At 60.6% G+C, this 20,301-nt stretch carries 13 protein-coding genes; 5 read left to right on the forward strand and 8 right to left on the reverse strand.

Annotation, left to right across the window (positions count from 1 at the left end; translation table 11 throughout):
* Positions 1-107: 107 nt before the first annotated feature.
* Positions 108-488, reverse strand: a complete 381-nt coding sequence (locus Q5H89_RS03135; protein ID WP_305017834.1) for a hypothetical protein — start codon at positions 486-488, stop codon at positions 108-110.
* Positions 489-669: 181 nt separating this feature from the next.
* Positions 670-876 carry a hypothetical protein gene (locus Q5H89_RS03140; RefSeq protein ID WP_305017835.1) on the reverse strand — a complete coding sequence of 69 codons (207 nt, stop codon included), beginning with the start codon at positions 874-876 and terminating at the stop codon, positions 670-672.
* Between the two features lie 318 nt (positions 877-1,194).
* On the opposite strand from Q5H89_RS03140, the gene Q5H89_RS03145 reads away from it, so the two are divergent.
* Complete coding sequence (locus Q5H89_RS03145) at positions 1,195-1,449, forward strand: hypothetical protein (protein ID WP_305017836.1); 255 nt, start codon at positions 1,195-1,197, stop codon at positions 1,447-1,449.
* Between the two features lie 92 nt (positions 1,450-1,541).
* On the opposite strand, the gene Q5H89_RS03150 is transcribed toward Q5H89_RS03145, so the two are convergent.
* Positions 1,542-3,185, reverse strand: coding sequence for an OmpA family protein (locus tag Q5H89_RS03150; protein WP_305017837.1), 1,644 nt, complete (start codon positions 3,183-3,185; stop codon positions 1,542-1,544).
* 207 nt (positions 3,186-3,392) lie between these two features.
* Between Q5H89_RS03150 and Q5H89_RS03155 the strand changes: the two genes are divergently transcribed.
* Positions 3,393-5,126: a T9SS type A sorting domain-containing protein gene (locus Q5H89_RS03155; protein ID WP_305017838.1), complete on the forward strand. Its 1,734-nt coding sequence runs from the start codon at positions 3,393-3,395 to the stop codon at positions 5,124-5,126.
* Between the two features lie 22 nt (positions 5,127-5,148).
* Here the strand turns inward: Q5H89_RS03155 and Q5H89_RS03160 are convergent, their stop codons facing one another.
* From Q5H89_RS03160 to Q5H89_RS03170, 3 genes are all read right to left on the reverse strand, one after another.
* A complete protein-coding gene (locus tag Q5H89_RS03160) occupies positions 5,149-6,801 on the reverse strand; it encodes a glucoamylase family protein (RefSeq protein WP_305017839.1) in 1,653 nt (550 codons plus the stop codon).
* A 67-nt stretch (positions 6,802-6,868) separates the two neighbouring features.
* Positions 6,869-8,335 (reverse strand): RagB/SusD family nutrient uptake outer membrane protein, encoded by a 1,467-nt coding sequence (locus Q5H89_RS03165; RefSeq protein WP_305017840.1) that lies wholly within the window; start codon positions 8,333-8,335, stop codon positions 6,869-6,871.
* A 20-nt stretch (positions 8,336-8,355) separates the two neighbouring features.
* Positions 8,356-11,442: a SusC/RagA family TonB-linked outer membrane protein gene (locus tag Q5H89_RS03170; RefSeq protein ID WP_305017841.1), complete on the reverse strand. Its 3,087-nt coding sequence runs from the start codon at positions 11,440-11,442 to the stop codon at positions 8,356-8,358.
* A 406-nt stretch (positions 11,443-11,848) separates the two neighbouring features.
* On the opposite strand from Q5H89_RS03170, the gene Q5H89_RS03175 reads away from it, so the two are divergent.
* Entirely contained in the window at positions 11,849-13,210 is a 1,362-nt protein-coding gene (locus tag Q5H89_RS03175) for a glucoamylase family protein (RefSeq protein ID WP_305017842.1), read from the forward strand.
* A 25-nt stretch (positions 13,211-13,235) separates the two neighbouring features.
* Here Q5H89_RS03175 and Q5H89_RS03180 read toward each other — a convergent pair whose 3' ends face one another.
* Positions 13,236-14,399 (reverse strand): glycosyltransferase family 4 protein, encoded by a 1,164-nt coding sequence (locus Q5H89_RS03180; protein ID WP_305017843.1) that lies wholly within the window; start codon positions 14,397-14,399, stop codon positions 13,236-13,238.
* 162 nt (positions 14,400-14,561) lie between these two features.
* Here Q5H89_RS03180 and Q5H89_RS03185 point away from each other — a divergent pair, with 162 nt between their 5' ends.
* Together Q5H89_RS03185 and bglX are read left to right on the forward strand one after the other, a co-directional pair.
* A complete protein-coding gene (locus Q5H89_RS03185; protein ID WP_305017844.1) occupies positions 14,562-16,316 on the forward strand; it encodes a family 43 glycosylhydrolase in 1,755 nt (584 codons plus the stop codon).
* A gap of 298 nt (positions 16,317-16,614) precedes the next feature.
* The gene (gene bglX, locus Q5H89_RS03190) at positions 16,615-18,963 is read left to right on the forward strand and encodes a beta-glucosidase BglX (RefSeq protein ID WP_305017845.1); all 2,349 of its coding nucleotides are present in this window, start codon (positions 16,615-16,617) and stop codon (positions 18,961-18,963) included.
* A gap of 144 nt (positions 18,964-19,107) precedes the next feature.
* On the opposite strand, the gene Q5H89_RS03195 is transcribed toward bglX, so the two are convergent.
* A complete protein-coding gene (locus Q5H89_RS03195; protein WP_305017846.1) occupies positions 19,108-20,187 on the reverse strand; it encodes an NAD(P)-dependent alcohol dehydrogenase in 1,080 nt (359 codons plus the stop codon).
* Positions 20,188-20,301: the final 114 nt, after the last annotated feature.

Below are 20,301 nucleotides of genomic sequence, written 5' to 3' on the forward strand. Positions count from 1 at the left end.
GTCGTTTGCACGTCTTAGAAATTCATCCCGAATACGGCCGTTTTTTGGCAGGCTAATATACTGGGGTTTTACTTGGATAAATGACTGCAAACAGGATAGGGAAATGCCTATTTTTCTAATGGCTCACTAATCAGGATGTCAGTAAGATAACTCTCTAGCGGGGCTGAATCGGTAAAGGTTTGACCAAACAGCAATTCCTGGGTTTCTGCCTGTTGCTGCAACTCGCAGAAAAAGCGGCCTTGCATGTGGTAAAGCATTACATTGCCTCCTTGCTGCTGATGCTGGGCCAGGAAAGTGCCTTCATCCCGGATAACGCATAGTTGAATTTCCGGTGGAAGGGTGCGAAAGACCTCCTCAGAAACACAAGGGTCACTGTTGGCAGCCATGATTCGGCGTTCTTTTTGAAGGTAAAATTTCAGTAAAAAATGTCCCAAAAGCACGGGAGAACCGATGGCCGTAACCAATAATAAAATAGGAAAAGAATGCACGTCTGGAGTTCAAGAAATTGTATTTGAAGTCTGCATTACTCAAGTCAACTTCAGAAAGTTTCTAGGGTTCGACTGACTTCTTGAAAAGAAATAAGTTCATCGCAGCTACACAATCTAATCCTCAAATTATCAGCTGATTAACCTTCTTAAAATACTTAACTCAGAAATCTCATCCGCCGCATCAACGCTTGCTCTGACTAGCCGCTTTGTGCTGCGCCTGCTTATACTCATCGATGCCAGTTTGAGTAGCCCGCAGGTCAAAGCGCACCTGCAGCTCACGCTGCCGCTGCCCTACCTCCGCTAGCTTCTGCGCCAGCGCCAGATTGGCAGCGAGCACCCGGGTGAGCACGGTGTAAGCTTTCTCACCATCGGTCGAGGCCGCGGCCACCCGCAGCGTGGCGCCGGAGCTAGCCGGCGTGCGGCCGCCATCGGCGAAGCCGTGCCGGCACCATCCCCCCAGCCACTGCGCCCCGGCTTTTCCGAAGGTATTTACTATTTTAGGAGGGTATTTAACGCCACACGAAACATCACACAGACTCAGGGCACCCGCAGGCTTTGCAACCTGAGCACTCTATTTGTGCGGCTGGAGGACAGCCCCACGGACCAAACCCAGCCGCATGGCCACGTCGCCTGCCAAGCTGCTGTAACCTTTGCATTTCAGGCACCGAAAAAACTGTCACTTCTTCACCTACACCTGTTTAACTCCATGAAAACGCTTCGTTCTGTTGCCAGTTTCTGCGCCCTAGCCGCTTCGCTGCCCCTAGCCCAGGCCCAAGCGCCCGCAATGCCCCACAACAGCCCCGCCCTCGCCAAGCCCACCAAAACGGCCGACCAGCGGGCCGCTACCTACCAAGGGCCCAAAGTACTTAAAGATACCAAAGCGCTAGGCCGCAAAATGGTGCAGAAGAGCAAGCCAGCCGATATGATGATGCGGGCTGCACCGATGCCGATTAAGCGCTAAAGCGCAGGAATCAAAAAAGGCAGGCTCCATCCGGAGCCTGCCTTTTTTGATTCCTGACTACCAGCCGGGCTAGTAATCTCGCTCAGCGTGCGCTACTTGCGAGCGGGCGCCTTTTTTGCCGGGGCCTTGCGGCTGGAGCGGGCGCCGGTGCCGGTGGTCTTTTTGCCGGGCAGCTTCTGGCCCGTAGCACGCAGTTCCTTGATGCTCGGGGCGGGGCCGTACTTGGCTTCGGCGGCGTTGGTTTCGCCCGTCAGGTAGGGGTCGAAGTCCACGCGCCGGTTCAGGGCCTGGCCGGCGGCCGTCTTGTTGTCGGCAATGGGCTTGGTTTCGCCGTAGCCGCGGCTCTCGATGCGCTCGGCCGGCACACCGTGGTCGACCATGTACTTGCGGGCCGAGGCGGCGCGCTCGTAGCTCAGGCGCAGGTTGTAGTCGTCGTCGCCCTTGCTGTCGGTGTGGCCGGCAATGCTGAGCGAGTAGTCCGGGTAGTCGTTCATAATCTGCACCATCTGCTCGAGGCGCGGATACGAGCTGGCTTTGAGCGTGGCCTTGTTGAAGTCGAAGTTGATGTACTTGGTGGCCTCGTTGAGGATTTTCTTCTTCTCGGCCGGAATCTCGGGGCAGCCTTTGTTGCTGGCCGGGCCGGCGCGGTCGGGGCAGCGGTCCTGGTAGTCGGGCACGCCGTCGCCGTCGCGGTCGAGCGGGCAGCCGTTGGCGTCCACTTTCACGCCGCTGGGCGTGTTGGGGCACTTGTCGAGGTAGTCGGGCACGCCGTCGCCGTCGGCATCAAGCGGGCAGCCCGAGGCATCGACGCGCACGCCGGCCGGGGTGTTGGGGCACTTGTCGTCGGCATCGGCCACGCCATCACCGTCGGCGTCGGGGCAGCCTTGCAGCGCGGCCAGGCCTTTCACGTCGGGGCACTTATCCTGGTAGTCGGGCACGCCATCGCCGTCGGTGTCAAGCGGGCAGCCATTCATGTCAACCTTCACGCCAGCCGGCGTGTCGGGGCACTTATCCTTGCGGTCGGGCACGCCGTCGCCGTCGGTGTCCTTGGCTTTGCCGAAGGCTACCGTGAGCCCAGCGCCGTACACCAAGAAGCGGTCGTAGTATTTGCCGCTGCTCGAGTTGTCGATGTCGATGCCGTCGCCGGTGAAGGCGTAGTGCTGGCTAGCCGTAATATCCAGCGCTACGGCCGGGGCTAGGCGAAAGCGCAGGCCAGCCTGGCCAAACACCTCGGGCCGACGCACCTGGTTGAAGAAACGGCCGGGCGTAGCCGTCAGGTTCGGGTTGAAGGTGAGATAGTTGCCGGTGCTGTTAGCCACAAAAAAGCCGCCACCGCCCATCAGGTAAGGCTGAATGAAAGCATCTTCCTTGATGAACTTGCCATTGTTGAACTTCAGCTTCAAGCCGAGGTCAAACATGGCAATTTTGGCGTTGAACTCGTTGCGCGGGGCTGCGTCGGCCGTGAAGCGGTATTTCTGGTAGTTGCCCAGCAGGCTGATGTCAAACGTGGGCGACAGGTAGCGGGTGATGTGAGCGCCGACCCCTACTTGCAAGGGAAAGTGCATCACGCCAAAATCGCCGCCCAGGTTGCCCTGGTATTGCAGGTAGCTGACATTGGCCCCGATGGCCGTTTTGCGGTCGGGCGTTTGGGCCTGCGCCGATGTGGCGCTCAGGCCTGCTGCTACTAGCAGCGCGCCCGGCAGCAACCTCCGAAGAGTACAAGAGATTTCGCTCATATTAAAAAGAATGGTTAAAAAGGTGGGTTGTTAGCCTCGTAGTAGCCTCCTTTACGCAGAATTATGGCTGACGGTAATAAAAAGCCTGCTATTACGCCGTAATTGCTTGCTTTTCAAGCCTAACCAACTTATTCAAAGCTATCTGGCCGGTGGCTTTCTCCCCAGAAATCGTCCTTTATATCTTGAGGAGCTATTGCGTTAAAAACTATGCGCTTTGCATTGCTTATTCTTCTGCTTTTCTCTTTTAACTCGCTAGCTGGCAGGGCGCAGGCCCCGGCTTGGCAGCAGGCCGTGGCGGCGGGCGCAACTAGCGGGTCTTATTCATCGATTACAGCCTGCATTGCTGATAATCAAGGGAATGTCTACGTGGCGGGCAGCTTCGCCGGCACGGTCAGCCTGGGCGGCACCACTCTGCTTAATACCACCGCCGACGGCCTGCGCGATGTGTTTATTGCCAAATGGAGCAGCAGCGCGCAGGCTTTTGTTTGGGTGCAGCAAGCCGGCGGCACCGGCGCCGACGTAGCTACGGCCATCGCGCTGAGCGGCCCGAACGTGTACGTAGCCGGCTGGTTTACAAGCCGTAAGGCCAGCTTTGGGGCTAGCGTACTGCGCAACGCCGACAGCACCAGCCTGGCCGGCAGCCGCGACATTTTTGTAGCCAGCCTGACGGATGCGGGCGCTACCAGTACGTTTACCGGCGCCCAGCGGGCGGGCGGCCCGGCCGACGACTACGCCACGGGCCTGGCCGCGAGTGGCCCCAGCCTTTACCTGGCGGGGGGCTTTGCCGAAACGGCAAGCTTTGGCAACATTAGCCTAGCCAGCGCAGGCAGTACCGATGCCTTTGTGGCCGCGCTAGCCCCTGGCGGCGGCTCCCTGGACTTTGCCTGGGCGCAGCGCGCCGGCGGGCCCGCCGAAGACTACGCCAACGGCCTGGCTAGCAGCGGCCAGGCAGTATATGCCACAGGTAATTTTGCCAGCGCCACCGCCAGCTTTGGGCCGGCGCGCCTGGCCAACGCCAACCCCGACGGCAGCTTCGATGTGTTTGTGGCTAAGCTGGCCGCGGCAAGCGGAATTTTTGCCTGGGCGCAGCGGGCAGGCGGCGCCGGCGACGACCGGGCCAATGTGGTAGCCACCGACGGGGCTAGCGTGTACGTAGCCGGCGAGTTTCAGAGCACTACGGCCGGCTTCGGCCCGGCTACGCTCGCCAATGCTGGCACCAGTGGCTTGTACTACGACGTGTTTGTGACCCAGCTTACTGATGCGGGCGGCGCGGGCAGCTTTAGCTGGGCGCGGCGGGCGGGCGGCCCGGGCGACGACTACGGCACGGCCCTGGCCGTGAGCAGTGCGGGCGTGTACGTGGCGGGGGCGTTTGGCGGCAACGTGCCCGGCACCACCACGGCCAGCTTTGGCAATACCCAGCTCACCAGCGCCAATAGCCTCGATATATACGTGGCCAAGCTTACCAGTGCGGGCGGCTTTGCCTGGGCCCAGCGGGCGGGCGGCCTCAGCCTCGACCGTGCCGGGGCCCTGGCCGTGGGCGGCGCCAGCGTATATGTAGGCGGTGATTTTCTGAGCACCGTGGCCGCTTTCAGCAGCCAGACGATTCGTACCCCCGGCGGCAGCATTACGGCCTTTCTGGCGGTGCTGCCCGATGCCAGCGCGCTGGCTAGCCCGGCGGCCAGCCCCTTGGCTAGCCTACTTGTAGCGCCTAACCCGGCCCACGCCAGCACGCGCGTGCTGTGGGCCAGCGCCCCCGGCGCCGCGCAAGCCAGCCTCACCCTCACCGATGCCCTGGGCCGGGTAGTGCGCACGCACACCGTGGCGCTTTCGCCGGCGGGGCTGGCCTGCGAGCTACCGCTAGGCGGTATAGCGCCGGGGCTTTATCTGCTGCGGGTGCAGGTTGGGGCGGCCACGGCGGTGCGGCGCCTGGCTATTAATTAAGCTCGCCGCTCAATGCAAATACTCAGCGCAAGGTGACTGCCAGCGTGATGGGCGCCAGCCCCGCGGGGCCGGTCAGGCGCACAGTGTAGTCGCCGGTTGGGGTGGTGGCGCCCAGGCTCACGGTAGTTACTCCTGCCGCCTGCGCCTGGTTGTTCCAGGGAGTGTCTACGACGGTGCCCGTGGTGGTTTCCAGCGTCAGGGTATAGCTGCCGGCCGTGGCCAGCGCTACGTCGAGCTGGTAGCTGTTGCGGTCGGGGTGTTTCAGCATGTCATAGCGATTGGTTTTGGCCTCGGGCACGGCTAGGGCAAAGCCGGTGGCATAGGTCGGGGCGCTAATGCCTGCCTGGCGCAGGCCTGCCTGTAGCTCGGGCACCTTGGCCCCTAGCTGCCACAGCAGGCCGCTGCGGTAGTTCTCAATCATGTCGATAATCGGCCCCTGGTCGATGGCCAGAAAATCCTGCCCCACCCAGTTGCGCGAGGGGTTGTAGGCATCGCGCGGGCCGTAGTCACCAATCAGCTGCGCGCCCAGCGCCCCGTAATAATTACGCAGGGCCTGCATGGAATAGAACGGCGCATAGGGAAACGACGACAGCGCCGCCGTGGGCGACACCGTGCCATTGTCGGCCGTGGGCTGGTGGGCCTTGTAGCCGTCGGGGTCGTCGGAGGCAGTGAGGCCCCACAAGCTGGTGTAGTAGCCGTAGGCCTTGGGGGCGGTGTAGAGGCAGTAGCTGCGGTTGATGAGCGTGTGGTCTACGTTCTGCTGCCAGTAGTTGGCGTACTGGTCCTGCATCCGGCGCGGGTCGAGGCTGAGAAACGAGTAGTGCGCAAAAAACAGCGGTCCGCCGTAGGCGGGGCCCAGCGGCAGCAGGTAGCCTTCATAAGCGAGCGGTGTGCCGAAGCCATTGCCCACCCAGGTGCTCTTATACACGGCCGGCGCAATGGGGTGGGTGGGCGAGCCCAGCGCCAGCACGTAGGTAACCAGGGCCTCGTTCCAGCCCCGGATGGGCATATTCATGGCCCATTGGTACTGCGGGCTCCAGTGCCAGTACAGCAGGCCATCGCCGCGGCTGGCGTACCAGTCCCACTCCACCCCCTCCCAAAGCTGAGTAATGGACTGCCGCAGGGTCGTTTCGGCCGCGCTGCTGCCGTCGTAGTAGGCGCGCGCCACCAGCAGGCCATTCACGAGGTAGGAGGTTTCGACCAGGTCGCCACCGTTATCCTGCGCGCTGAAGGGGATTACCGCGCCGCTGCTGCCGTTCAACCAATGGGGCCAGGCGCCGTGGAAACGGTTGGCTTGCTTGAGGAAATCGCAGATTTTCTGGGTGCGGGCCACCGCCTGGTCGCGCGTGAGCCAGCCCCGGCTGGCGCCCACTACCAGGGCCTGCACCCCAAAGCCCGTGCCGCCGGTCGTCACCACATCGCCCGAGGTGCTGCGCTCGCGGGCCATGCCGCTGGCTGGGTGCCCAAAATCATAGAAGTAGCGCAGCGTAGCCTGCTGCACTTTGTCGAGCAAGGCCCGGTCGGCGGTGGGGTCGGCCACGGTCGGGGCAGCGGGGGTTGGGGTGGTCGGAGTGGTAGTAGCCGCAGGGGGCTCCACCGACTTTTGGCAGGCCGTGGTGGCTAGCAGCAGGCTAGCCCCGAGCCAGGCCAGGCGCAGAAAACGGAAATTGGGCATCAGCATGGGTGGGAATAGAAAAGCCTGGGACTCGGGCCGAGTCCCAGGCTTTTACGTGGCTAGCAGGTTAGTAACCGGGGTTTTGGGTCAGCTTGCCCCCGCTCAGGGTAATCTGGTTGAGCGGAATGGGCATCACTTCATTTTTATTGGCTACAAAGCCTTTGAAGGCCAGCACCTGGGCGGCCCGGCCCTGGCGCACCAGGTCAAAGTACCGGTCGCCGTATTCGAGGGCCAACTCCACGCGGCGCTCCTTCCAGATGGCCTGCCGCAGAGCATCCTGCGACAGCCCGCTGGCTAGTGGCGCCAGGCCGGCGCGCACGCGCACCAGGTTCACATCTGTGAGGGCTTTGCTCGTCTGGCCCAGCTCGTTAGCGGCTTCGGCGTTGATGAGCAGCACCTCACCCAGGCGTAGCACCCGCAGGTTTTGCGAGTCGCCATAGTTGCAGGTGTAGGGCACTGCGTTGGGCACGTAGGCCTTGTCGTTGTAGCGGGGATTGGGCGCGCTGGTCGTAATCAGGTCGCCCTCGGGCGTGGTGGTGCCGGGGTACAGGATGGTGGCCATCTTGCGCTTGTCGCCGGTTTCAAAGGCGGCATCCAGGCTGGGCGACGGGATAAAGAAGCCCCAGCCAAACTGATTGCGCACGCCCTGCACCTGCGCCCACTGCGAGTTGGAGGCATCGCAGTTGCCGGGCACGGCCGAGCACTGAATCTCAAAGATGGACTCCGGCCCGTTTTCGCCGGCGATGCGGAACATCTTGTAATAGTCGGGCGCCAGCGAGTAGCCTAGCCCAATTACCTGGTCGGAGGCGCTGAGCGAAGCCGCCCAGTTTTTCTGGTACATCTGCACCTTGGCCAGCAGGGCAAGGGCAGCGCCCTTGGTAGCCCGGCCCACGTCGGCGCTGGTGTAGGTGGCCGGCAGCACGGCGGCGGCGGCCGTCAGGTCGGTTACTATCTGCGCATACACTTGGTCCTTGGGCGTGCGCGCCAGGTTAAGCTCATCGGGCGTTACCGGCGGCTTGGTGTAGAGCGGCACATCGCCAAAAGTGCGCACCAGGTTGAAGTACATCAGCGAACGCAAAAACTGGGCTTCGGCCACGTAGCGGGCTTTCAGCGTGGCATCCATGTTGATGCCCGGCACATTCTGAATTACCTGGTTGCAGAGCAGAATCTCCTGGTACTGCCCGGTCCAGAAACCATCCAGCGGCCCATCGGTGGGCGTCATCCGGAAGAAGGTGAAGTTGTTCAAAAACTCGGCATCACCCGATACGCTGCCCTTTTCGGCATCGTCCGAGGTAAGCGTCGTGACCGATAGCCAGTTAAAAGCCACCAGGTTCCATTCGCGCAGCTTGCCGTAGGTCGAAATGCTGGCCACGGCCGCGTCGTTGGCGTTCTGGAAGAAGCCGGTTGCCACTGGCTGGGCCAGCGGGGCCACGTCCAGGTACTTGGTGCACGAGGAGGCTAGCGCCAGCACGGCCGCCGCCAGCACCGGCACCGCCCGGCCCCGGAGCGGGTTCAAAAATGCGTAATTTTTCATGGGTGGGAATAGCTAAGCGCTTAGAAGTTAACGTTGATGCCGAAGTTGTAGGTCGCGGCAATCGGGTACACGTTCAGGTCGATGCCGGCGTTGGTGGGCGTGCCGCCCACTTCGGGCGTAAAGCCCTTGTACTTGGTCCAGGTTACGGGGTTCTGGGCGTTCACGTAGATACGCACGCCCTGCACGCGCAGATTGCTGGCCAGCGACTTAGACAAATTATACCCTAGCTGCACGTTGCGTAGCCGCAGGTAGTCGCCGCTCTCCACGTAGTACGAGCTTACGTCCAGGTTGCGGCCCGTCAGGTTGGCCGAGGGCGTGGTGTTCGACGTGCCCGCGCCGTGCCAGCGGCTGTTGTAGAAGTCCTGGGTGTAGTTTTCGTTGCCGTAGCGCACTTCGCGCAGCGCGTTGAGGATTTCTACGCCCGCTACGCCCTGAAAATCAACCTGCAAGTCGAAGCCCTTGTAGCGGAAATACGTATTCAGGCCGTAGGTTAGGCGGGGGTTGGGATTGCCCAGCATCACGTAGTCGCGGTTGTCGATTACGCCGTCGCCGTTCACGTCCTGGTAGCGCAGGTCGCCGGCGTGGGCGCCCGGCTGGGCCGACGAGGCCGCTTCGTTATCGCTCTGAAACACCCCGGCCACTTGATAGCCATAGAAGGCTCCCAGCGGCGAGCCCACTTGCGTAATGGTAGACAGGTAGCCGGCTACCGGCAGCGCGCCCGCCGACAGCGGCGCCCCGCCAGCCGTGGCCAGCACCTTATTCTGGTTGTAAGCCCCGGTTACCCCGATGTTGTAGGAGAAATCGCCGGTACCCTGCGAGTTCCAGCGCAGCGCGGCTTCCACACCCTGGTTCTGGAAGTTGGCGTTGTTGGCAAAGTAGCCCGTGTTGTTGGCATAGCCTGGGCCGGCCAGCACCGGCACCGGGAACACGGCATCGATGGTGCGGCGGTTGTAGTAGTCCAGCTCGGCCGTCAGGCGGTTGTTGAGGAAACGCATTTCCAGGCCGGCGTCGGCCTCGTGCGCGGTTTCCCAGCGCAGCGTGGGCGCGGTTTGGGTCACTAGGTTGCCGCCCGTTTGGAAGGTGCCCCCGATGGGCGCGCCATAGCCCGGCGCAATCGTGACGGTCGAGATGGTGCGGTTGTTAGCCACCCGGTTGTTGCCCAGCACCCCGTAGCTGCCACGCAGCTTCAGGAAGGAAAACACGGTGTTGCCCTGCATGAAGGGCTCGTCGGAGATAACCCAGCCCGCCCCTACCGAGGGGAAGTTGCCGTAGCGCTCCGAGAACTGGCTAGCCCCGTCGCGCCGGATGCTGGCCGTGAGCAGGTAGCGGCCCTTATACGCGTAGTTGACGCGGCCGAAGAGCGAGAATACCCGGTAAGTATCCAGCCCGGGGTTGGTGAGGGTAGCCGTGCCCGGCGTGCCCAGGCTGAAATAATAGTTGTCGCTGTTGGCCGCCGTCACCCCATTGATGGAGCCTACTACGTTATCTACCTGATAGTTCAGCGCCGTAGTACCGGCTAGCAGCGTGAGGTGGTGGTCGTCAAACGTGCGGTCGTAGGTCAGGGTGTTTTCCCAGGTCAGCTGGCTGGTGAGTTGGTTGCCCCGGGTAAGCAGGCTGGTGCGCGTGTACTGCACCGCCGTGAGTGAATCCTTAGGCTGGTAGTTGTAGTACTTGCTGCTGAGGTAGTTGACGCCCACGCTGCTGCGCACGGTGAAGTACTTCAGGAAATTGACCGACGCAAAGGCATTGGCAATCAGCGACTGCCCCCGGCTTTGCTGGTGGTAATAATCGAGCGTAGCCTGCGGGTTGGCAAAGCTGCCCAGGCCACCCGGACCAATGCGGCTAGGGTCGCCGTAGTTGCCATTGGCCTGGTACACGGGCAGCACGGGCGGGGCCACGTAGGCCTGCTGGAAGATATTGCCCGGAATGTCGTTCGACTTCGTGTTGGCCAGCAGCGCGTTGTAGCCCACCTTGATGTGGTCGGTCAGGCTGAAATCCGTCTGGAGCCGGGCCGTGATGCGCTCGTAGTCGTTGGTCTTGATGAGGCCCTGCTGCTTGAGGTACGAGCCGCTGAACGAGTAGGAAATCTTCTCGCTGCCGCCCGACACGCTCAGCTGGTGGTTCTGGGTCAGCGCGTTGCGCGAAATCTGGTCGTACCAGTCGGTCGAGGCCAAGCCGGTGGTGGGCAGGTTGGTGGCCGCCGTATTGCCCTGCAAGATGTTCTTTTCGTTGTAGAGCGTCGTGTATTCGGCGCCGTTGGCCATCTTCACCTTGTTGGTAGTGGTTTGCACCCCCACAAAGCCGTTGTAGGTGATGCGCGGCGTGCCCGCCAGCCCGCGCTTGGTGGTTACTATCACTACGCCGTTGGCGGCCTGCACCCCGTAGATGGAGGCGCTAGCGGCATCTTTCAGCACTTCGAGCGAGGCAATGTCGGCCTGGTTGAGGAAGCTCAGGTCGGCCCCGGCGGGCAGCATGGTGCCATCGACCACGTAGAGCGGCGAGGCCCCGCTGATGGAGCCCGTGCCCCGAATCGTAATCTGCGGCGCGCCGCCCGGCGTGCCGGAGTTGGTAATCTGCACCCCGGCTACCTTGCCCTGGATGGAGCTGATGGGGTTTTGCGAAGCCTGGTTCACCAGGTCATCGCCCTTTACCGAGGCAATGGCGCCGGTTACTTCGCGCTTGGCCTGGGTGCCGTAGCCTACCACTACTACATCGTTGAGCGCCTGGCTAGCGGGGGCCGAAAACTTGATGTCTATCGTCGTGCGGCCGCTCAGCGGCACTTCTTGGGCCGAGTAGCCCACAAACGAAAACACCAGCGTAGCACCGGCCGGCGCGTTGATGGTGTATTGCCCATCGGCATTGGTGGCCGTGCCCACGCTGGAGCCTTTTACCACTACGTTGGCCCCGGGCAGCGGGTCGCCCTTCTCATCAACTACCCGGCCGGTGATGGGGGTGCCGGTTTGGGCGGGCGCCTGCTGCAAGCTGGCTGCCTGCACGTGCGCCGCCGGCAGCAAGCCCAGGCCCAGGGTGGCAGTCAGGCCGAGGGCGGCCACTTTGCCAGCGGGCTGGAAGTGGCGCCTCACAAAGAGTAAATCTTTGATTTTCATACGTTAGGAAGGGTGGGAAATAAGGTAAACAGAATGTGAAAGCACAACCACCGCCGATGCCCTAGCCAGCAAAAACTGGCATCGGCTGAGTTGAGTAGGCGGCGGCCCGGCGCTGCCGGGCCGCCGCTTGCGGTGCCCAGGCTGGTAGGGCAGCCGCTAAAGTTCAGTAAGTTAGTTAAATAAAGGGCAAAAAAAACAGAAACTTATTTGCATTATACAAGTTTAGCCCCACCCGAGGCAGCAAGCCAATGAGCGCAGGCTACTACCTACTTTGCAACAGGCTTGCTGGCAGCGCGGCCGCTTTTTTATTTTATTCGCGGATAAATTGGCACAATTCAGCTACAAAAGTAACTAAGCTTGCAGCTGTAAAGCTACCTCCCCGGCCTTCCTTCCCCACCCTCCCCTTATGAAGCTATCCTGTTTGCTTGTCAGCAGCTTGTTGCTCTTGCCTACTTTAAGCCAGGCCCAGGTGGCCCGCAAGCCCGCGCCGCGCCCGGCCGCGGTGGTCAAGTTCGACCCGCGCCAGCGCCCGCGCCACCTCACCGACGAACAGCTTATGGACCAGGTGCAGCGCCAGACATTTCAATATTTCTGGAGCTTTGGCCACCCGGTGAGTGGCATGGCGCGCGAGCGTAGCAACGTGGCCTTCGACTACGGCAATGAGGTGGTGACCACTGGCGGCACGGGTTTCGGCATCATGGCCATTATTGTGGCCGCCGAGCGCGGCTGGATAACCCGGCCCCAGGCGGCGGCGCGCATCAATAAAATCGTCAATTTTCTGTGGAAAGCCGACATGTACCACGGCGCCTTTCCGCACTGGCTAAATGGCGATACGGGCCACACCATCCGCTTCGGCATCAAGGATGACGGGGCCGATATTGTCGAGACTTCTTTTCTCTACGAAGGCCTGATTTGCGCCCGGCAATACTTTACCCAAAACACGCCCGACGAGCAGAATCTGCGCAATAAAATTCTCTGGATGTGGGAAGGCGTGGAGTGGAGCTGGTTTACGCAGGGCCAGAACGTGCTGTACTGGCACTGGAGCCCCAACAACGGCTGGAGCATGAACCACCAGATTCACGGCTGGAACGAGTGCCTTATTACCTACGTGCTGGCCGCCGCCTCGCCGCGCTATGCCATTGATAAGCAAGCATATGACCAGGGCTGGGCCACCGGCCCCGAGTACGTGAACGGCAAAACTTACTACGGCACCACCCTGCCGCTAGGCCCCGAGCTGGGCGGGCCGCTGTTTTTTACGCACTACTCGTTTATGGGCCTCGACCCGCACGGCCTCAAAGACGCGCACGCCGACTACTGGCAGCAAAACCAGGCTCACACGCGCATCAACCACGACTATTGCGTGGCCAACCCCAAGAAGCAGAAGGGCTACGGCCCCAATTGCTGGGGCCTTACCGCCTCCGACAGCTGGCAGGGCTACGCGGCCCACTCCCCTACCGAAGACCTGGGCGTAATTTCGCCCACGGCGGCCCTGGCGGCCCTGCCCTACGCGCCGGCCGAGTCGATGCTGGCCATGCGCCACTTCTACGACGACCTGGGCGACAAAATATGGAGTGAGTACGGCTTCGTGGACGGCTTTAGCGAGCAGCACGACTGGGTGGCCAAGTCGCACCTGGCCATCGACCAGGGGCCGATAGTAGTGATGATGGAAAACCAGCGCTCGGGGCTACTCTGGAAATTATTTATGAGCAGCCCCGAGGCGCAGCGCGGCCTGAAAAAGCTCGGCTTTGAAAGCCCTTATTTAAAATAACTCACTTACTTATTTGCGCACGCCGCTACAATTTTCGCTTTTGCAACGCTGCCTCAAATAGCTCCGTCCATTTAGTCCAGCTAAGTTCTTCCTCGAATCGTGTGCGGCTTGATTCTACTAATTGCTCGTAGCGCGCGGGGTCGGTGTAAATACTGGCAATAACATCAGCATATGCCTTACCTTCAGCAGCTAACGGCAGGCAATAACCATTTATGCCATCAATAACCACGTCGGGCACACCGCCCACTTTGGTGGTAATGGCGGGCATGCCGTATGAGTTAGCTTCCATGGCCACGAGTAGGGAACAGTCGGCCCGGGTGGGCAAAATCAGGAAATGCGAGGACGATAATATTTGCACGAATAATTCGTAATCATTGGGCAGGTTTTTATTAATAAATGAAATCACTTGCACGCTAGGGTGCTCATACTGAGGCGGCGGCGTGCAACCGCACACAATCAGCTTGGCGTCAAGGCCTTGCTTGTGTAAACTCAGCAGCGCATCGTAGGCCAGGCTACCGCCCTTTCGGTCCCAGTCGACGGCCAGAAAAAGCAGCGTCAGGGTTTTATTTTCCTGTTTTTTAAAAATAACCGCTCGCTCGGGCACCTGCTCAATATTGGCCCCTAGTAGCATTATTTCTACTTTATCAGCGGGCAGATGATAATCCCGAAGCGCTGAGCTGGCTGCCCATTGAGACGTTAGAATAGCCAGCAAACTTTTATTCAATGACTTGCCCTCCAAATGATTACCTTCCCAACGCGAGATGACTCCCAGGTTTGCAAATTCCTTGGCGTACGTTTCACTGTATATTTTATACGTAGCGTCGCCAAAATAAATAATGGGTACGCGCGTGCGTAAATAAGCCAACTCGGGCGCGGCCGAAGGAGCCATTATGAAATCATACTGCTTGCCTTTCATTTTGCGGCCCAAATACCAGGCGGCGTACATATTTTTGAGCAGGCTGTATTTGGGTATCCACTCCGATTTAAATAATACCCGCGACGTTTTTTGCAGAGCCCGACAGGTTTTATCGAGCAGCCACGGAATGGGCACCGGCCCCAGGAAATCAACGTCGCCTACGTGTTGCTGCAGCGTTTTGCCCAGGTAGTAGGTGATGCCCGACCAGGACCTTTTATCCAGCGGGTCGTTGATTGTATAGTAGGCTATTTTCCGGCGGCGAGCTGGTTGCATAAGCAGGGCAGTTAGGTAAGAAGGTTTTCCTGGCAAAGGCACCTGGCGGCCCAGACAGCCCGCCGGCTCCGTCACTAAAATACATCTTCTGGCTCGTATTTCATGCTGTAGCTCAGCAATATGCGTATCGCTTGCCCGCACTATTTTATCACTTTCCCATCCATGCGCCGTTTTCTTTTCTTTCTTTTTTTGCCGGTGCTGGCGCTCGCGCAGCAAGCGTCGCTGCTGCCCCGGCCCACCTACTGCAACCCGCTTAACCTGGACTATGGCTACACCCCTTTTCCGGAGTTTTCGACGGCCGGGCGGCACCGCGCTACAGCCGACCCGGTAATTACGCTTTTCCAGGGCAAGTACTATTTGTTTTCGACCAACCAGCGGGGCTATTGGTGGAGCAGCGACCTGGCTGGCTGGCACTTTCTGGAGCGCACGTTTTTGAAACCCGAGAACAAAGTGCTCGACGACTTGTGCGCGCCCGCTGTGGTGGCGCTGCACGATACATTGCTCGTGCTAGGCTCCAGCCACGCGCCCAATTTTGCGCTCTGGATGAGCACCAGTCCGCAGGCTAATCAGTGGACGAAAGCCGTTGAAAACTTCCCTGTTGCCGCCTGGGACCCTGATTTGTTCCTCGACACCGATGGCAAGCTTTACCTCTACTGGGGCAGCTCGAACGAGTACCCGCTCTACGGCCAGCAGCTGAGCCGCAAGACGTTTCAGCCCATCGGCCAGCCGCAGGCCATGTTCAAGCTCGACGACACGCGCTTTGGCTGGCAGCGCTTTGGCGAGTACCTCGACAATACCTTTCTGGGCCCGTTTATGGAAGGCGCCTGGATGACCAAGTACCAGGGAAAATACTACTTGCAATACGGCGCGCCGGGCACCGAATTTAGCGGCTATGCCGATGGCGTGCAGGTAAGCACCGGGCCGCTAGGGCCCTGGATGCCGCAGCCGCACAATCCGTTTTCGTACAAGCCGGGCGGCTTCGTGCGGGGGGCGGGCCACGGCAATACGTTTCAGGACAAGTGGGGCAACTGGTGGCACACGTCCACGATGGTCATCAACGTAAAAAATAATTTTGAGCGGCGGCTAGGGCTATGGCCGGCCGGCTTCGACGCCCAGGGCACCCTCTACACCACCACGGCCTGGGGCGACTACCCGCACTACCTGCCCACCGGCCCGGCCGACCACCAGCAGAGTCAGTTTACGGGTTGGATGCTGCTCAACTACGGCCGGCCGGTGCAGGCATCGAGCACGCTCGGCGGCCACGTGCCCAACCTGGCCGTGGATGAAAGCATCAAGACCTATTGGAGCGCTGCCACGGCTAGCCCCGGCGAATATTTCCAAACCGACCTGGGCAGCGTGAGCACCGTGCGCGCGGTGCAAATCAACTACGCCGACCAGGATGTCAACCCGCAGTTTCTGGGCCGGCAGCCGGGGCTATATCATCAGTACAGGCTCTACCACTCGCTGGATGGCAAAACCTGGCTGCTGCTCGTGGATAAAAGCCGCAACAAAACCGACGTGCCGCACGACTACCTGGCCCTGAAAACCCCGCTGCGCACGCGCTACCTCAAGCTCGAAAACGTGCACATGCCCACCGGCAAGTTTGCCCTTAGCGGGCTGCGGGTGTTCGGGCTGGGCAGCGGCGCCCGGCCGGCGGCCGTGAAGGACTTTGTGGTGCTGCGCACGGCCGCCGACAAGCGCAGCGCCTGGCTGCGCTGGGCCCCGGTAGATGGCGCCTACGCCTACAACATCTACACCGGGCTAGCCCCCGACAAGCTGTATAGCTGCCTTATGGTGCACGAGGCCAATGAGTATTATTTCAAAGGCATGGATAAGGACCTGCCCTACTATTTCACCATCGAAGCCATTAATGAAAACGGCGTGTCGGTGCGTACGCCGGTGAGCCGGGCCGATTGAGCATATCCGTCCGATTGAGGTTTAACCAGGTAGCAGGCCTGTGCTAGGGCATTATTTTTTTTCGGAGGCTCGCCAACTTGTGTAGCCCGGGCAGCATGTACAGCTAGGGCACACGCGAGGCCGCACGGGGCGACAGGCCGGCGTAAGCAAACGATTTAGTTTAGCAGTTACTACACACCGGGGCGCTACCCCCTGGCCCTTACGCACGCCCTGGTACCCTGCCTGACTACGTGCACCGGGTTTTCACCAAGCCCGGGCGCGCTTTACCTTTCCGCTTACTATTTCTCCCCATCCTTCCATGAAACACCCGAAATCGCTCTTTCAGGCCGCCTTATTGCTGGCCTTGGGGCTAGCTGCCCCGCGCGCACAGGCTCAGGTTAAAGCTAAGAATAAGCCTAAAGCCGCTACGCCGGCCGCCGCGCCAGCCACTACCGATGCTATGCAGCAGTTTGTGGCCAGCCTGATGCAAAAGATGACGCTCGAAGAAAAAATCGGGCAGCTTAACCTAGTGTCGGTCGGCTTCGACGTGACCGGGCCGGTGGTGAGCAAGGACGTGGACGCGAACATCAAGAAGGGCCTGGTGGGCGGTGTGCTGAACACCTACACGCCAGTGGCGGCCCGCAAGCTGCAAGCCTTGGCTATTAAAGAATCGCGGCTGCACATTCCGCTTATTTTGGGCTACGACGTTATTCACGGGCACCGCACCATTTTCCCCATTCCGCTGGGGCTAGCCGCCAGCTGGGACCTCGACGCGATGGAGCGTAGCGCCCGCATCGCGGCCGAGGAGTCGTCGGCCGATGGCATCAACTGGGTGTATTCGCCGATGGTGGACATTGCCCGCGACCCGCGCTGGGGCCGCGTGGCCGAGGGCGCCGGCGAAGACCCCTACTTGGGCTCACGCATTGCCGAGGCCATGGTGCGCGGCTACCAGGGCCCCACCAACGACATGACCCGGCCCGAAAACGTGATGGCCTGCCTCAAGCACTTCGCCCTCTACGGCGCCGCCGAGGCCGGGCGCGACTACAACACCACCGACATGAGCCGCCAGCGCATGTACAACGAATACCTGCCGCCCTACAAGGCGGCGGTGGCAGCCGGCGTGGGCTCGGTTATGTCGTCGTTCAATGAGATAAACGGCATCCCGGCCACGGCCAATAAGTGGCTGCTGACGGACCTGCTGCGCAACCAGTGGGGCTTTACAGGTTTTGTAGCTACCGACTACACGGCCATCAATGAGATGGAAGCCCACGGCATGGGCGACGAGAAAAAGGTGTCGGAGCTAGCCCTTAAGGCCGGCGTGGACATGGATATGGTGGGCGAAGTTTTCCTGAAGCAACTCGCTACCAACCTCAAGGAAGGCACCGTGAGCCAGGCCGATATCGACCAGGCCTGCCGCCGCGTGCTCGAAGCCAAGTACCGGCTAGGCCTCTTCCAAGACCCCTACCGGGGCGTGACCGAGGCCCGCGCCAAAGCCACCCTGATGAAGCCCGCCTTCCTGGCCGATGCCCGCGATATTACGCGCCGCACGCTGGTACTGCTCAAGAATGAGCGCCAGACGCTGCCGCTCAAAAACACGGTAAATATTGCCGTGGTGGGCCCCCTGGCCGACCGCGCCCGCGACATGATTGGCAACTGGAGCGGCGCCGGCGACGGCAAGCAGGCCGTATCCATCTTGCAGGGAATCAAGAATGTGGGCGGGGCCGGCGTGCGCGTGACCTACGCCCAGGGCGTGAACGTGACCGACGACGACCAGATGATTAAGCGCCTCAACGAGCACGGCGGCGAGCTGAAGCTGGATGCGCGCCCGGCCGAAACCACCATCGCCGAGGCTGTGCAGGCCGCCCAGGGCGCCGACGTGGTGGTGGCCGTGGTGGGCGAAAGCCAGGGCATGACCGGCGAAGCCGCCAGCCGCGCCGACATTGGCCTGCCCGGCCGCCAGCTCGACCTGCTCAAAGCCCTGAAAGCCACCGGCAAGCCGCTGGTAGTAGTGCTCGTGAATGGCCGCCCGCTCACCCTGCCTTGGGAAAGCCAGAATGCCGACGCCATCCTCGAAACGTGGTTTGGGGGCACGCAGGCCGGCAATGCGGTGGCCGACGCACTGTTCGGCGTGTATAACCCTAGCGGCAAGCTGACGATGACGTTTCCGCAGTCGGTGGGCCAGGTGCCGATTTATTACAACCATAAAAACACCGGCCGCCCCTACGCCGGCGTACTGCTCGACAAGTACAAGTCGCGCTACCTCGACGTGCCCAATGACCCGCTGTATCCGTTCGGCTTTGGCCTGAGCTACACCTCCTTTACCTACTCCAAGCCTACCGTGAGCCAGGCCAGCATTCGCCAGGGCCAGGGCCTCGATGTGGCCGTGACGGTGCAGAACACCGGCCAGTACGACGGCGCCGAAGTAGCCCAGCTTTACTTGCGCGATATGGTGGGCAGCAGCACCCGCCCGGTGAAGGAGCTGAAAGGCTTCCAGAAAATAACCCTCAAAAAGGGTGAAAGCCGCCAGCTGACCTTTCACCTATCGGCTGACGACCTGAAGTTCTACAACGACGACCTCAAGTTTGTGGCCGAGCCCGGCGAGTTTCAGGTGATGGTGGGCGGCAACTCGCGCGATGTGCAGATGGCTAGCTTCACGCTGGCGCAGTAAGTTACCAGCTACTGGCAGCAGATAAAAGCTGTCATGCTGAACGCAGTGAAGCATCTCTACCGCATCGTTGGATGAATCGGTAGAGATGCTTCACTGCGTTCAGCATGACAGCTCTTTGTAGTGGCCAAACGTAGCAGCCAGAGGCTACTCCTCGTCTTTGAGCGACGCCATGTCGATGACGTAGCGGAAGCGCACTTCCTCATCCATCATCTTATCGTAGGCATCGTTAATATCTTGCATGTCAATCATCTGCACCTCGGGCAAGATGTTGTGCTCGGCGCAAAAGTCCAGCACTTCCTGAGTTTCGGCGATGCTGCCAATGATGGAGCCGGCTACCGAGCGGCGGTGCATGGCTATTTCCATGTTATTGAGCGGCGCCTTGTAGGGCCCTAGCAAACCCACGGTGGTGATGACGCCGTTGCGCTTGGCCAGCTTCACGTAGTCGTTCACCTCGAAGGCATCGGGAATGGTGATGAGGATAAAATCGTACTTCAGCTCGTGTGCCTTCATCGAGTCCGAGTCAGTCGAGATAAGCACCTCGTGGGCGCCTAGCTGCTCGGCCGCCTCGCGCTTGTCTTTATCGCGGGTGATGGCCGTGACGGTGGCACCCATTGCCCGTGCCAACTGCACGGCCATGTGCCCTAGCCCGCCGATGCCTACAATAGCCACGCTCTTGCCGGGGCCCGCGCCCCAGTGTTTCAGCGGTGCATAGGTAGTAACCCCGGCGCACAGAATGGGCGCGGCAGCGCTGACCTCCAGCCCATTGGGGATGCGCAGCACAAAGTCTTCTTTCACCGTGATGTTGGTGGAGTAGCCGCCGAAGGTATTGAACTCCTCATTTTCGGGCTTCATGTAGCCATTGTATGTGGCCGTCCAGCTCACGGGGCCTTCGCAGTAGTTCTCCTCCTTTTCGCGGCAGGCCGGGCACACGCCGCACGAGTCAATCATGCAGCCCACGCCCACGATATCGCCCACGCTAAACTTCGTAACGCCGCTGCCGACCTCCTCAATGCGGCCTACTATTTCGTGCCCCGGCACGCAGGGATAAATCGTGTTTTTCCAGTCGTTTTTGACCTGGTGCAGGTCGGAGTGGCATACGCCGCAGTACAGGATGTCGATGTGGACCTCATCGGCTTTGGGCGCCTCGCGCTCGATGTCCATTGGCTTAAGACCGTTGAAGATGGAGCCGCTGGCCCCGTAGGCTTTGGTGGGAATGGTTTGCATTAGCGCGCGTGGAAAAGGAGAGTTGGAAAGGATGAAAGTATTAGCTTAACGTATTGGCCAACCTATGAGTTACGTACTTACGCAGCTAAGCCCGGTAGTTCAAATGCCACTAGC

It is taken from the genome of Hymenobacter cheonanensis (assembly GCF_030581075.1).
GTDB lineage: Bacteria > Bacteroidota > Bacteroidia > Cytophagales > Hymenobacteraceae > Hymenobacter.